This is a genomic window from Enterococcus sp. DIV1420a (genome assembly GCF_051712165.1).
Taxonomy (GTDB): Bacteria; Bacillota; Bacilli; order Lactobacillales; family Enterococcaceae; genus Enterococcus; species Enterococcus faecalis.
Map to the genome: position 1 here is coordinate 1 of NZ_JBIOOI010000001.1, position 15080 is coordinate 15080.

The 15080-nt window shown below is 33.5% G+C and carries 13 protein-coding genes and 3 pseudogenes; 6 read left to right on the plus strand and 10 right to left on the minus strand.

Annotated elements, in window-relative coordinates:
• Positions 1 to 312: 312 nt before the first annotated feature.
• Together IGI80_RS00005 and IGI80_RS00010 are read left to right on the plus strand one after the other, a co-directional pair.
• Positions 313 to 501 (plus strand): annotated as a pseudogene (locus IGI80_RS00005) (IS5/IS1182 family transposase); the annotation flags it as partial.
• A gap of 189 nt (positions 502 to 690) precedes the next feature.
• A complete protein-coding gene (locus tag IGI80_RS00010) occupies positions 691 to 1692 on the plus strand; it encodes an IS30 family transposase (protein ID WP_438722259.1) in 1002 nt (333 codons plus the stop codon).
• On the opposite strand, the gene IGI80_RS00015 is transcribed toward IGI80_RS00010, so the two are convergent.
• The 9 genes and pseudogenes from IGI80_RS00015 to IGI80_RS00055 all read right to left on the minus strand — a co-directional run.
• The gene (locus tag IGI80_RS00015) at positions 1636 to 3057 is read right to left on the minus strand and encodes an MATE family efflux transporter (RefSeq protein ID WP_438722260.1); all 1422 of its coding nucleotides are present in this window, start codon (positions 3055 to 3057) and stop codon (positions 1636 to 1638) included. The genes IGI80_RS00010 and IGI80_RS00015 overlap by 57 nt on opposite strands.
• A gap of 62 nt (positions 3058 to 3119) precedes the next feature.
• Positions 3120 to 3764, minus strand: a complete 645-nt coding sequence (locus IGI80_RS00020; RefSeq protein WP_438722261.1) for a methyltransferase domain-containing protein — start codon at positions 3762 to 3764, stop codon at positions 3120 to 3122.
• 4 nt (positions 3765 to 3768) lie between these two features.
• On the minus strand, positions 3769 to 5880 hold the full coding sequence (locus tag IGI80_RS00025) for a heavy metal translocating P-type ATPase (RefSeq protein ID WP_438722262.1): 2112 nt from the start codon (positions 5878 to 5880) through the stop codon (positions 3769 to 3771).
• Positions 5867 to 6178, minus strand: coding sequence for a DUF6110 family protein (locus IGI80_RS00030; RefSeq protein WP_438722264.1), 312 nt, complete (start codon positions 6176 to 6178; stop codon positions 5867 to 5869). Before IGI80_RS00030 ends, IGI80_RS00025 begins: the two co-directional genes overlap by 14 nt.
• Positions 6179 to 6670: 492 nt before the next feature.
• Positions 6671 to 6913, minus strand: a complete 243-nt coding sequence (locus IGI80_RS00035) for a hypothetical protein (protein ID WP_438722265.1) — start codon at positions 6911 to 6913, stop codon at positions 6671 to 6673.
• Positions 6914 to 6930: 17 nt separating this feature from the next.
• Positions 6931 to 7881, minus strand: a complete 951-nt coding sequence (locus IGI80_RS00040) for a metal ABC transporter substrate-binding lipoprotein (RefSeq protein WP_438722266.1) — start codon at positions 7879 to 7881, stop codon at positions 6931 to 6933.
• On the minus strand, positions 7878 to 8720 hold the full coding sequence (locus IGI80_RS00045; protein ID WP_438722268.1) for a metal ABC transporter permease subunit: 843 nt from the start codon (positions 8718 to 8720) through the stop codon (positions 7878 to 7880). The genes IGI80_RS00040 and IGI80_RS00045 overlap by 4 nt, the downstream gene beginning before the upstream one ends.
• Entirely contained in the window at positions 8717 to 9442 is a 726-nt protein-coding gene (locus IGI80_RS00050) for a metal ABC transporter ATP-binding protein (RefSeq protein ID WP_438722269.1), read from the minus strand. The genes IGI80_RS00045 and IGI80_RS00050 overlap by 4 nt, the downstream gene beginning before the upstream one ends.
• A 690-nt stretch (positions 9443 to 10132) precedes the next feature.
• A pseudogene (locus IGI80_RS00055) lies at positions 10133 to 10519 on the minus strand (RNA-guided endonuclease TnpB family protein); the annotation flags it as partial.
• Between the two features lie 158 nt (positions 10520 to 10677).
• Here IGI80_RS00055 and IGI80_RS00060 point away from each other — a divergent pair.
• Together IGI80_RS00060 and IGI80_RS00065 are read left to right on the plus strand one after the other, a co-directional pair.
• Entirely contained in the window at positions 10678 to 10803 is a 126-nt protein-coding gene (locus tag IGI80_RS00060; RefSeq protein WP_438722271.1) for a hypothetical protein, read from the plus strand.
• A gap of 122 nt (positions 10804 to 10925) precedes the next feature.
• A complete protein-coding gene (locus IGI80_RS00065; RefSeq protein WP_438722272.1) occupies positions 10926 to 11615 on the plus strand; it encodes a transposase in 690 nt (229 codons plus the stop codon).
• Positions 11616 to 11708: 93 nt separating this feature from the next.
• On the opposite strand, the gene IGI80_RS00070 is transcribed toward IGI80_RS00065, so the two are convergent.
• Positions 11709 to 13346, minus strand: a complete 1638-nt coding sequence (locus IGI80_RS00070; protein WP_438722273.1) for a transposase — start codon at positions 13344 to 13346, stop codon at positions 11709 to 11711.
• Positions 13347 to 13534: 188 nt separating this feature from the next.
• Between IGI80_RS00070 and IGI80_RS00075 the strand changes: the two are divergent.
• Together IGI80_RS00075 and IGI80_RS00080 are read left to right on the plus strand one after the other, a co-directional pair.
• Positions 13535 to 14838: pseudogene (locus IGI80_RS00075) on the plus strand (IS91 family transposase).
• Between the two features lie 31 nt (positions 14839 to 14869).
• Positions 14870 to 15016 (plus strand): hypothetical protein, encoded by a 147-nt coding sequence (locus tag IGI80_RS00080; RefSeq protein ID WP_438722275.1) that lies wholly within the window; start codon positions 14870 to 14872, stop codon positions 15014 to 15016.
• Positions 15017 to 15080 lie beyond the last annotated feature (64 nt).

Sequence of the window (15080 nt, forward strand, 5' to 3'; positions counted from 1 at the left end):
TGGCCTAGCCTCACTATTCAAAAATTATGATTTTAGTAACGCTTGGGAACCAGAAGAAGAAAATTTTCTAATAGAGTAACTAACAATTACTCTATTGGCGTTAATAATACAAGTTTTATCCATCGCAAGTCCTCACCTATCTAAAACGAACCAGACATAAGTCCTAACAAATACTCCAAATATCAATCAATTAAGTTGATTGATATTTGGAGTATTTCAGACTGTAGACAAAGTATCAGTTTTTTGATACTTTGTCTTTTTTTCTTGGTAAATAGAGAAAAGGAGTTGATTTCAATATAAAAAAAACAAGATATGAGTAAACGTAATCAAATTGGTTTTTATTCTCTCGAAGGTTTAGTTCCCAAGGAGCATCTATTAATAGATATTGATAAATATATAGATTTTAATTTTATTTATAAGTTAGTTGAAGATAAATACGATGAATCAAATAGCTGCCCTAGTATAGATCCGGTTCTATTAATTAAACTTCCATTGATTCAATATAACTGTAGTTTTATCGTATTTCATACAAACTCTCCTTTTTGCTTTAGTTTAAAATTTGTCTATATTTAATTTACAAATTTTATTATTCCGGCGGATTTACACTTTAAGTGCAACACAAAAAAGACTCATAGATGATTTCCTTGTAAAATAGTAATTGCGAGATAACTATTGAAAGGAAGGATATCTATGAGTCAGTATACTCATCTTACCATTTTCGAACGAGAAGAAATAGCGAAATTACATGCGCAAGGATACACGATAAGAGAGATTGCCCGTCAACTTCGAAGGAACCCTTCTGCAATTAGCCGAGAAATGAATCGAAATGCTTTTTCATCAAACCAATATTCTCCGACTATTGCACACCGGCTTTATAAGCTTAAAAGAAAAAATTGTGGAAGAAAGAAGATTTTATCCAATTTCTATTTAAAGAATATCGTCAAACATCTTTTTTTAGACGAACAATGGTCGCCAGAAGAAATAGCGAATCGATTAGAATTAGAAGACTACCCGATAAAGATTAGTTATTCGACTATTTATCGAGCAATCTATGCTTTTGAATTTGATGACGAAATGCCGAAACAAGGGCATCGTGGTGTGGTGAAGAAGTTACGTAGAAAAGGAAAAAAGTATAAGTGTCAGAATCATAACGAAACCAGAGGGAAAATAGTCATTTCGCATACAATACATGAAAGGCCATTAGAGGGGAATCTCCGACGTGAACTGGGTCACTGGGAGGTCGACACAGTAGTTGGTAAAATGGGGAGCGCTTGTTTACTTACCCTAACTGATCGGAAATCTCGCTACTTGTTAGCTGATAAAGTAGCGGCGCAAAGAGCAGAACCAGTCAAAGATAGTATGATCTATTTACTCAAAGGACTCCCTAAAACGAAAAGAAGGAGTGTTACTTCAGATCGCGGAAAAGAATTCTCATTTCACAAAGACGTAACTAAAAAATTAGAGGGGCTCCCCTTTTACTTTGCGGATCCACAGTCACCTTGGCAGCGTGGTACAAATGAGAATACAAATGGATTATTAAGAGAATATTTCCCTAAACGCCAGACTTTAGATGAAGTTACATCACAGACACTAAAAGAAGTCCTAAGAAAAATAAATATGCGACCTCGTAAATGCTTAAATTGGAAAACCCCTTTTGAAGTATTTTTTAATCGAGTGTTGCACTTGATTTGACAATCCGCCCCTTAAAAATTTAAATTCTTTTTTCACAAGCAGTACTGTCCATAACACGATAATTACATCAATACCAAATGAAGCATAGTAGATACCTTCAATACCAAAATATCTTGGTACAACGAGCATAGCTGGTACATAAAAAATGAATTGTCGAGCAATCCCAATTATTGCTGCTGGTTTGCCTTTATCAACTGCAGGAAAAAAAGTCATTGCCATAAATATAAAGGATAGGAATGGTATGATAAAAATAAAAACTCTAAATTCGTTCAATTGAATTGATCCGAAATTTTGCCCTGCTAGCATGGTTGATAGAATCTCATTTGGAAAAATTAATGAAATCAACCAAAGTGGTATAGTAAGCATCATTGCAACTACTCCAAATAGTTTATAGGATTTGATAACACGTTCATATTGTTTTGCACCATAATTAATACCAATCACTGGCTGTAAAGCTCTCATTAAACCAAATATAGGCGTAAGGAAAAACTGGAAAATTCTAAATACTACTCCATAAAAAGCAATATCTGATACTGTTCCATAAGTAGATAATACATTAAATACTACAAATGCTTGAACCAATGTCATTACTGACATAATTAAAGAGGAAGCTCCTAGACGATTAATATCCCCTATAATTTTTTTATCACACGTAAGACTTAACGCATTTGCTTCAAAGCTTGCTTTCCCTTTTACAAGATAAATGAAACTCACAAAAGAATATATAAACATACCCATGTTTATTCCCCAAGCAGCTCCAACAACTCCCATATTCATCAAAGCTATAAATATATAGCTAAAGATACCATTTGCTATTAGTCCTACTGCCATCATCCATGCCGCTGTCTTCATTCTTCCTTCAGCACGAATAATCATATTGATTGCTAAACCGTATACCCAAAATATTGTACCTATTACAGTGATTCTAAAGTATTGGTCTCCCAATAATAATTCTTCGCCTTTTCCTCCCATAAATTGAATCATTTGGGAGGAAAGCAATAGACCCGCAATCATATATATAACTGTAAAAAAAATAATCAATACATTGACATTCCCCATTATCTTTCTTTGCTTGTCTGTATCGTTGGCTCCAAGGGCAATGCTTAAAATAGAGCCTGCCCCTACTCCAATCAATGATCCTAACCCAGTTACAATAGCTGTTATAGGATACGCAAGGGATATTCCGGCTAGAGCTATTTCTCCTGCATATCGCCCCACAAAAAGAGCATCAAGCACAGGATTAAAGCCGTATATTACCATTGCTATAATAGTAGGCCAAGATAACCTGATAACCACTTTCCACAAATTCCCTTGCAATATAAATCGATTTTCTTGTTCTTTATTATTTAAAGCATTTGTTGACAAATTATCACCTCTCAAAATTACATTTAAAAATCGGGATTGACAGTAAATTCTTTATTAGAATTTCATTTCGTTGCTATTAATAAATCTACGCACAATATTTGACTAATCATTTCAACTTTTTTAAATCCTGCTTCTAATATCATATTTCTCACTTCTTCTGACTCTAATCTATACATATAGTTATTTTCATTTTTTATAGCTAAATCGATTTGATTAGAGTCAGCACCTTTGGACAAAGAAAACTCTTTCCACCAGTCTAAATGATAATCAGAGAATACACTTACTATAAAAAAACCATTAATTAATAGACTATCATACATTTTTTTCAAAAATAGTCGTTTATTACTTACAAAATGAAAAACTAAAAACGAAAAACCGAAACTATAGCGTTGAGCTAATTCATACTCTTCAAACCTAGCATTAATTAATTCTGCCTTACTATTTCCTAATCTATTCTGATATGCTTTCAACATTTCCCTGCTAGCTTCAATAATTGTTAACGGCACAGAAGGATACTGATTTTTTAAATAACCTATTTCGATAAGTCCCCCTCCAACCAATAGTACATTTTGAGGTGCACTACCGTGTATAACTGTTGGGAGAACGCTATCAAATACTAGTTCAAACATTAAATTGTAGCCAGGAATTTTTGTTCTAATATCCTCTAAATAATTTGATACATACTTTTCATCTATGAATGGTTTCATAAAATTAACCTTCCCCTATATTTTCTAAGTTCCTTACTCCAACTCCTTTTTCCTTAGAATGATTCAGCTTAAAGCTATTTCCCACAAGCAAAAATGTCGTTAAATTATGAAATGTAGCTAGTGTTGTAGGAGATAATCTGTTAAACAGGCCCAAAAATATTAAACTACCATTAACAAAAAAAGTCATTCTCAAATTGTTTTTTATTTTTTTAGACAATTCAAATGCTAATGAATCAATATAAATCAAATCATGTAAATTATCAGAAAGAAGTGTAATATCACTAATATGGTTAGTTACGTCTGAAGCTCCTCCCATTGAAACTCCTACATCTGCTAACGCAATCGCTGCGGAATCATTTAAGCCATCACCAACCATTAAAACGTTTTGTCCGGCGACCTTTAATCGTTGTATATAATTAAATTTATCCTCTGGTTTTAAATCTGAAATTACTTTATCAAAAGGTATACTTCTAGTGACTATTTCTGTCCTTTGTTTAGTATCTCCAGTCAAAAGAATAGTACTCTTATTCCTGTTCTTTAAGAGGACTATTGTTTCTTTAGCTTCTGATCTGAGTGGCGTATCAATAGCGAATATCGCTACTAGTTCTTTGTCATAGCCGAGGTATAATAAATTGTACTGTTCTTCTAGCCCGCAAATAATGCTATTCTGCTTCTCATAAATGTTCACACATTCTTCCAAGATAAATTTCTTACTTCCGATTACAACAGGTACTCCGTCAATAGAGGAACGTATTCCCTTTGATGCAATATGATATAACTCATCATGCATTTCTTCATGTACAATCCCTTTCTTTTCGGCTTCATCTACCAACGCATTAGCAATCGGATGATAAACATGTTCCTCTAAACAAGCTCCGATTTTAATCACATCAAATTCAGTATAGTTATTAAAAGTAATTACTTTTTTGATTTTTGGATCTGCAGTAGTAATCGTTCCTGTTTTATCAAAAATATAAGTATCAATTTCACTATACTTATCTAAAATACTTGTTGATTTTATTACAACCTGATTGTTTACCGCATCTTTTATTGCAGTTAAATAGGCAACAGGTGTAGATAATTTTATTGCACAAGAAAAATCAACCATTAGAAATGATAATGTTTTAGAAATTGATCTAGTGATAGCGAAGGTAGTAAGCATTCCAAGAATATTGAGCTTGGCTAATTTATCCGCAGAACTAACCAATTTCTGTTGTTCCAAAGAAGACTTAAATTCAGATTCATTAATTAGTGTTATTATGTTAGTTATCCCCGAGTTCGGAATACTATTTGTAATAGAAATAACTATTTCACCTGAAACTAATAAAGTGTTAGCTAGCACCTTCTCGCCCACATTTCTAGGAATAGGATACGCTTCTCCAGTAATGGAGCTTTCATCTATAAATCCATTCCCTTTAATGATTTTCCCATCAAATAAAATTTCATTTCCTTCGTAGAAAACTACTAAATCTCCCTCTTTAACCTCTGACATGTCTATTTCACGTAATTGGTTATCGATTAATACCCAAACTTTTTCACCCGATTTTTTTAAACTTTCTTCTAAATCTTTTATTGACTTTTTCTTAGACCATCCTTCTAAATCTGTTCCTAAGTTTAATAAAAAAGTAATCGTACTTGCTGTTTTAAAATCATCTGTGATGAGAGCAACTAAAATGGCTAAACCATCTAGCATACTCATGTCTAGACTAAAACGCTTAATAGATCTACATGCAGCGGTTAAAAAAGGTATGGAACGACACAGTATAGCAAAATTTTGAAAGGGCTGCGGTATTAACAATTTTATTAAAATTTTTTTGTAAAGAGCTTGCGATATTATATCATAGGGTGTCTCTTCATTAGACAATATTGGATGTTTATATAACTCTTTTAAGCATCTAATATCGATACTTGATAAGAAATCACATATATCATTCATAGCATTTTCTTGATGAGAAATAGAAATATGTTGATTATCATTGTAAAAATGGATATTTTGTATAGACAGATTAGTTGCGGTTAACTGCCTGAAATATTCTTTAACATCTGGTGTTAGTTTAAACGGTAGCCTAATCCTTGTTCTTCTTTTGGTTGAAAAAACTAACTCATAATTCAACATGATTAGTATCTATATCATCGGCTACATCGACAAAATCTTTTAAATTTTCATCTTTTTTTCCTTCCTCATATATGTCTTTAGCATCAGCGTAAACGTCATCTGTATGTTGTTTAATCATAGAAAGCGATGAATCCAGCCCGTCTTTTAGTTTAAATCCTTTTGCCAGAACATGGGCATAACTTTTTTTAGCCTCTTTACTGGATAACAGTTTTAAACCAGCACTGCCAAATACTACACCACCGATAAATAGACTGCTTTTCTTTCCTAATTTGATTATTTTTGTTAATTCTTTAAACATATATATTCCTCCATTTCATGTACTGTTAAGTATTTTTATTAAAAATTAAATAAGGATTTGTAAAATTTATACACCGATATTAAAATAATTATAAATATTACAACTATGATAATCATATTCTTCTCATTGTCAAAATCTATAAATAATCTACCTCATCACTAATATTGCATTCACCATTACTCAACAATTTTTAGCAATAATCTATTGTTACCTCCATCGTTTTTAAAACTAATTTTAGGTAGCTGAATTGAATTTTAAAAATTCACCATTGTTACACATTTTGACAGAGCAATCTCCCCTCCTTATTTCTAATATATATTAAAAAAACTGCACTTTATAAATGTTCTTAGTTTCTTAATAGGAACCTTTTCAAGGTTGGCATTTTTATCGTTGCTACTCTAGCATCAAATTTTCAAAAAGAAACAATATTTAAAATTGAGGAAATATTTATAATAGTGTCCCCTCAATTTAGTGATAAAACAGCTTAAACACTTACTCTAATTTTATATATTTATCTTGAAAATCTTCTATCATCCTCTTCCCTTTATCGGAAATAAAAATGTATTTTTTATCTCTATAAATAACTTGATCATTTTCTAAATTATATAATCTTTCGGTAACAGAGGAAGGAGCAATATTTAAAAAATCAACTAAATCTTTATTTCGAATTTTTTTACCTTTACTTAGCTTCTCAATCGCTAGTAGATAGAAAATAGTTGAATCATTTTTAACCATTCCCATCCCTCCTTATACTATTTAGATAGACCTTCAGCAATTTTATCTAGATTCCATTTCATCATTGAATAGTAACTATCTCCTTCATTTCCTTTTTCCGCAATAGAATCAGTAAAAATAGTTGTGTAGATAGGAATATCAGTATCTTTCGATACAGTTTTCATTGGTCTAGGATCTACACTACTTTCAACAAATAATGATGGTACTTTAGTCTTTCTTAATTTTTCCACTAAATTTTTAATTTGGTCAGGAGTTCCTTCTTCTTCGGTATTAATTTCCCATATATACGCAGATGGAACATTATAAGCCTTTGAAAAATATTTGAAACAACCTTCACTTGTTACAATCATTTTTTTATCATTTGGGATAGATGCAAATTTAGATTTTGCTTCTGTATCTAAAGCGGATAGTTTTTTTACATACTTATCAAGATTTTCTTTATAGAAATCCTTATTATCAGGGTCCTTAGCTGCTAATTGTTTTTCGATATTCTTAGCAAAAATAATCCCATTTTCTAAATTTAACCAAGCATGTGGATCTTCTTTTCCTTCTTCGCTTTCACCCTCTAAATATATGACATCAATTCCATCGCTAACTGCAAAATAATCTTCATTCTCTTTTTTTTCAGCATTTTTAACTAGTTTAGTAAACCAAGCGTTTCCTCCTGTTTCTAAATTAATTCCATTATAAAAAATTAAATCGGCCTTCGAAGTTTTTTGTACATCTTCTGGTAGAGGCTCATATTCATGCGGATCTTTCCCTACTGGTACAATACTATGAAGCTTAATCTTATCTTCTGCTATATTTTTAGTAATATCAGCAATAATTGAATTGGTGACTACAACACTTAGTTCTTTATTTTTAGCACTATCACTATTTTTTTCATTCTTTGCGCCGTTACTAGAACAAGCTCCTAGAATTAATACTGTTGCAATTACTGTAAACAGACTCAAAATCATTTTTTTCATTTTTGAAATACCCTCTTTCTTAATACATGTTGTTTAGGTGAAACAAAAAAACTAATTAAAAATAATATTGCCGAAGTCAAAACAATACTGGAACCCGCAGCGATATTAAAACTATATCCAATGAATAATCCTAAGACTGAAACAATAGCTCCTATTATCGAAGAGAGCAATACCATCGTTTTCAAGCTATTTGTGTAAAGGTAAGCAGTTGCTGCAGGTGTAATCAACATTGAAACAATCAATATGGTTCCCACACTTTGCATTGCTGTAACTGCAACCAAAGTAAGCAGGATCATCAATAAATAATGGTAAAAATTAACTTTCATTCCTATTGCTTTAGCCATTACTGGATCAAAGGACGTAATAAGCAGCTCTTTAAAAAATAGAAATACTAATAGTAAAACAACTGCAGAAACACCAATTGTTATCCAAACATCCGTATCTTGAACCGCCAAAATATTTCCGAATAAAATATGAAATAAATCAGTAGAACTATTTGCAACGCCAATAAGAATTACTCCTAGAGCTAAAAAAGAACTAAAAGTTATCCCTATAGCAGTATCACTTTTTATTATGCTATTTCCTTTAATAAAAGTAATCAATACTGAAGATAACAAACCAAATACAATTGCTCCAATAAAAAAATTTATTCCTAAGATAAATGATAATGCAACGCCAGGTAAAACAGCATGTGATATTGCATCACCCATTAAAGACATTCCTCTTAGAATAATAAAACATCCCACTACGCCAGAAACTACCCCAATAATAATCGCCGTAATTAATGCATTTTGTAGGAAATGAAAATCATATAGTCCATTGATAAAATTCTGAATCACTCTGTAATCCCTCCTACAAAAATACCTTCACCGTAAGCCTTTATTAAATTTTTCCCAGTAAACGTTTCATCTGTTTCGCCATAGTTAATCAGATTTTTATTGATAATAATAACTTCATCAAAATAGCTTTTCACTTTACTCAAGTCATGGTGAACAATCAAAATGATTTTTCCTTCCTCTTTTAGTGAATCCAAAATTTCCATAATGATTCTTTCACTAATAGAATCGATACCAACAAATGGCTCATCTAAGAATATATAATCTGCTTCTTGTACTAGACATCGGGCTAACAATACTCTTTGGAATTGACCACCTGATAGTTCACTAATTTGTCTTTCTGCGAAAGAACTTAAGCCCACCTTATCCAAAGCGTTGAATACTCTTTCCCAATCTTTTGATTTTAATTTTCTCATTACGCCAACACTTGAATAAGTGCCCAAAGAGACGCACTCTTTGACCTTAATAGGAAATGTATAATCTACATCGCTTTTTTGTTCCACATAAGCAATTTTTTTTAGATAGCGTTTCGCTGAATGCTTATCAATTAAGGTTTCCCCTTTGTGATTAATGATGTGTAACATAGCCTTAATAAGAGTTGATTTGCCCGCACCGTTGGGACCGATTATTCCCACGATGGCAGGTTTTTCTAAAGTAAAACTAATATTTTCTAAAGCAGGTGTAGATTCATTATAAAAAACACTAAGATCTTTAACCTCAATCATTAATAAACTCCTTTCATAGTAAGTTATTTTTTTCTAGATTTTGTCATAAAATCCCTGAATAATAGATAGGCAAATAGATAGAATACGGCGCTAACAAACACAATAAATAATATAGAAATCAACAAAAATACTAGAATATCCATACTGACCCTCCCCTTTTGTATGTTGATTTGAAAATAAAACTACATATGAAATATCTATTAAGTACTAGCTTATCAAGCAAAACAATTTACTCATAACGCCTAATTATTTATTAAGGGACACCTAAAATATAGCATAAGATTTCTCTACAGCAATGTTTTTTCTATTCCTATGGACAAAATTTATGCTCGATTAATTAGATTAGTTAATTTCTGTATTTTAATGTTAAGCTTAAAAAACGTCACATTAACTTTACCTTGAGTACATTCTAACAGAATACATATTCACCTGTAGATTCTTATACTGGCTGGTAAATATGATCGATAACCGTTGCCATTAATCTATAAATATTTCTAACCAGCTACAAAAATTGTAATATCTATCCGCTGTATAACCACATTTATCACAATAATACGTACGGTCTGGCTATTTTAAGTCTACTTTTTATTTCCGCATTCGTGACATAATTTTAAACTTGGATAGAAGTTGTCTGCTTCCGCTAGTTAAATAACTTAGCCTTCACATTTATATTGAAGTTAACGTTTGAATTCATAGATTTTTTTGTTTTGCAACTGATTTTGCTAAGTGCTTATTTTTTATCATTCCTTTTACATTCAATGCTTCTACAACGATTCTTGATGGTTTAGTTTTCATTATTTCTGTTGTTGTTTGATGTAAATGATTCTGACGAATATTTGCCAATCTTCGGTGTATATGCTGAATTTCTCTTTCTAATTTATAGATGTTACATGTTTTGACAAATCGGGTTCCCTCCTTATTCATCTCATATTTTTTAGAGAGTTTACGCTGTAACCGACGTAATTGTTTCTCAAGCTTTCTTACACTTCTTGTTTTATTAATGTTCTTGTAGATTTTTCCATTAGAAACGATGGCTAGGTCTTTGATATAAAGGTCAATTCCAAGTATTTTACCTGTTAAATTCTGTACTGGTTGCTTTTATTCGACAAGTAAAAAAACAGAGTGATTCGCTTTGTGAGACTAACGAATTGTCGCCTCGTGCACGTATATAAAATTTCTTCGAATTCTTCCAAAGCGAATCCGTCGCAACTCAATAAAACTGAGGAGTGGTACTTATGGAAGTTGTAATTGAACGTTGTTGTGGACTTGATGTTCATCAAAAGACTGTCGTCGCTTGTACAGTTGTCGGAAATTTTTTCAACGAATCGTCCAAAGAGAACTATTCAAACATTTGGAACTAGAACCTTTGAGTTAAAAGAACTAGCTTCTTGGCTGACTAATCAAGTAAGCTCCACTGTAATGATGGAAAGCACCGGACAATATTGGTGTCCAATATGGAATATTTTGAAAAAAAGGATTTAAATTGATCCTTACCAATCCACAATGCATCAAAGGAATTCCCGGTCGAAAGACAGATCAGAATGATGTCGAATGGATTGCCCAACTTAATCGCGTGGGGTTAATTCCTCAAAACTATGTACCACCAACAGATATTCAAGAGCTACGCTCACTGACCCGAACACGAACCCATCTAATTACGGAACGAACCCAACATAAGAATCGAATTCACAATATTCTCCAGCAAGGAAATATAAAATTGACTGGATTCTTATCCGATATTCATGGGAAAACGGGCAGGAAGTTAGTTGACCTTTTACTAAGTGGCGAAAAAATTGAAGTCGAAAAAGAAGGATGCATCGAAGTGATTCTTTCTGAAATCGGTCCAGATATTACCGCTTTTAAAACGCAATCGCATTTAGCTTCTTGGGCAGAGCTTTGTCCTGTTAGCTATGAAAGCGGCGGAGTTAGGAAGAATGCTCGTATCGGAGGAGGCAATAAATATTTAAGAACTGCTTTGTATCATGCAGATCGCACAGCAGCACATTCAAATAGTGCTATTTTTGCTGAGTTTTATCAACGAATAGCTGGTCACGGGTCAAAGCAGAAAGCTATTAATGCCACAGCACACAAAATTCTTCGCATTGTTTATAGAGCGTTGGAATCAATCAAAAAAGCTACTGCGATGATCATTGACAGCCATCACAGTAACTAAAAAAAATTCCCTAACCTTATTATAAATGAAGAGAGTCTTTTTTTGACATTAAAGATTCGGGTGTCAAAACCTTCTAAATAAAAAGAGAAACAGTCAATCTGTAAGATAAAAATTTATTTTTATCATTAGATTGACCGTTTTTATGTTTTCAACAATACGTTTCTTTTTATCCTTCTGTCTTTTTATGATTCTTTTTGCATTTATTGCACCTAATTTAAATCCAAAACATATTTTTGTGCGCACGAGTCCCCTAAACGGCATGGAATCGACATGATATCTACGTCTTAAAAGAGAAGGGATCGCTTCAATTCCGTTTCGTAGCTTCGCTAACTTTTTGAATTCTTTTGTTTCCATTCGCTTGATTTGTTGGGCACGAAAGACTGATTTTTCTGATTTTATCACTACCACCGTTTTTTTCTGTTCTTTAGAAATACATTGATCGAAGAAAGGACACATTTTACATAGTATTTTATTAAAAGTTGAACGAATTTGATCTAAATAGGGATAGTATTTGGATTTTTCAGGTTTATATCCTTGCGGACAGGAAACAAGTGCATGAGTTTTTTCATCAAAGACGAAATCCGCCTCCCAAGGATTTGGATCAATTCCCCGTAGTGCGGTTGTACAAAGATCAATGTTTTTTTCTTCCGCTTTTTTGAAAACATCTTCGCTACCATAACCGCCATCTGTAATCAGTTGACAGGGGTTCTCTCGATCCCAGTGTTCAATAAATTGATAAATAAACTGATAATCACTGACCGTATTCTTTTCAAAGTCATAAGAGGTAATTAAGGATAAGTTCTCATCAAACGTCTCTACGATATTTGCCACATAGCCAATGTACGATTTTCTATTTTTCTTTTTGTAACTAGCATCAGGGTCACTTGGGTTTTGTAATGAATCGGGCGACACTTTCTTTATACTCAATAGTTTTGGCTTCTCTCCTTCGAACGTTAGCTGTTCTTCAAACAAGCGCATGAGATTTTTGTAGTGGGTATTTTCACTCAGTTTTTCCGCGGTTTCTTCAAGGAAAAGCAACCCATCATTCACACATTTTTCCCAATCTTCTTCGATATCTTGGTGTTTTTTATACATAATTGCTCGATTGAAATAGTTTTTGCTCAAGTACAGTTCTTTTCCAGCCAAAAGCTCGACTGCACCTGATTTATCAATTTCTTTAGCCAGGTTAGAGACACACTTATAAAAGAGCGCAAAGCGATTCAATTTCCGACAACTGCTGGCTACTAGTAGGCTGTCCATTCTTTTCATTGTTGGTTGAAGATCGAAAAAAGAGCAGAAGGAATCAGCTAAATATTCCATCTCCTCTTTCACTAAATCAATCCCTGTTTGTTCATAGTAACTGACTAACCGCTCTCTAAATCGACTAAAACTCCGGTCACTTAAAGGTTGTTCTTTAAAGCTGGTTGTTCCAAGGGCATATTGGAAACGAACATCGCAAATAACACTTTCTAATAATTCGTCATCCGTCAATGTAAATAATTCTTTTAGAATGAGAACACCAATCATGATGTTCGCTGGTGTATTAGGGCGGGTGGCTGAATTATTACTGTACAAAACTTCAAATCGTTCTTCGTTTATGGATGAGAAAATTATTTCATAAAAATGCTTCGCCCACGAATTTTCGACAATTCGTTTTGTTCGATCAGATGTCTTCAAAAAACTATCATTTATTAAGTCTATTTGTTGGGCATCATTTCGCTTAAACCCCATTGGAATGCCTTCTTTCGCAGTTTTATGATAGTTAAATTATACCATTGTTCTATCTATAAAAGCGCTTATCATAAGACTTTTGACACCCGAATCATTAAAGGAAGTATAAAATTTTAAGCGTCCAAAGGATTGATGTATCAATCTTTTGGACGCTTTTCAATGGGTCCTTTTCCTATTAAACTAGAGACATGAAACCCAATATTTTACACGCTATTTTCTTTGATGAATATCAGAACTGGGAGAAGTTCAATCAAAGGTACACGAGAAGGATTCGATCCGTTTTGAAAAGAGAAGTGAAGAAGTTTCGCGATTGTGGTGACCTAAAAAAAGGCTACCGTCTATTTGTCTGTGAAGGATGCCATGATGTAAAGAAAGTCGCTTTTCGCTGTAAAGGAAAATTTTGTCCAACTTGTGCAACCGGAGAAAGTCAACGATGGGCAGAGATCGCGGCGAATGATCTGTTTACAGTGACGCATCGACACGTCATCTTCACGATTGATGAAGGCTTGCGGGAGATTTTTCTGAAGGACAACTATCGTAAGGAGCTTTTAAAAGGGTTAATGGATGAAGCAGCCCGAATTCTATTAGATTTTTTAGAAAGCACCATATACAATCAGGAATTGTGGCAACGCTTCATACCTTTGGTTCTCAGCTAGAATTCAATCCGCATGTTCACTTAGTCGTCACTATGGGTGGGGTGACGAAGGATGGAAAATGGAAGGACTATGATTATTTCCCGTTCTCAATGCTGAGGAAATATTGGCAGAATGCGGTGCTAAAGCTCATTCGAAGAACCTTATCCCAATGGGATAAGGCGCGAGTCCAACCGCTTTTACAAGCGGCGTACACAAAAAATGCAGAGGGCTTTTACGTGCATGCCCCAAAAAGGAGCCGAACCTCTCTCAAAAAGATATTAGAATATATTAGTCGTTATATGAAACGTGGTCCGATTGCTTTAAATCGTATCCTTTTGTACGATGGGGAAATGGTGATGTTTCAGTATCACGATAAACGAACCAACACGGACAAGATAAAGACGATGTCGGCAGAAGAATTTATTGGAGCGCTAATTCGTCATATTCCAGAGAACCAGTTCAAAACAATTCGCAGGTATGGTATTTATAGCCGACGGATCAAGACAATCATGAAAAAAGTAGTAAGTAGCTACCAGAGAGAGATTCGAAGAATGCTTGTGAATGTGAAGAAAGCATTGAGACCAAAATCATGGAGTGAACGAATAGTCGAAGAATTCGGAGTAAACCCATTAGAATGTACCAAGTGTGGCGAACATTATGAATTTAGCGGAATCAGTGTGTCTAAAAATGGACGACTTGTAGTGAAATATGCGAAGAATAAAGAATCGGAACGATTCATGCGAGAGGAGAATGAAAAAATTGGGGAAAAAGCATCGGAACGTAAGTATGAAAAAGAAAAAGAGGCAGCTTTTAAAAAGCTTCGATTCCAATGGAGCAGTTCACTACATTTGTCTTGAATGTGGGATAAAGGAAAAAATTCCAAAAGAAGTGGTCCGATTTTTGGATGCAGAAGATGTCGCATATGCTCCTGAAAGTGCACCGCAATTTGATTGCGAAAAATGTGGTGGAGAAATGTATCCAGAGTATTATAAGAATGTACTGGGATACGAATTTAGAATCAGTGATCGGAAATAAAGAGAACGGCTAGTCAAAGAGACCTCAGGAGTGATTTACTCCTGAGGTTTTCTTACCATTTTTG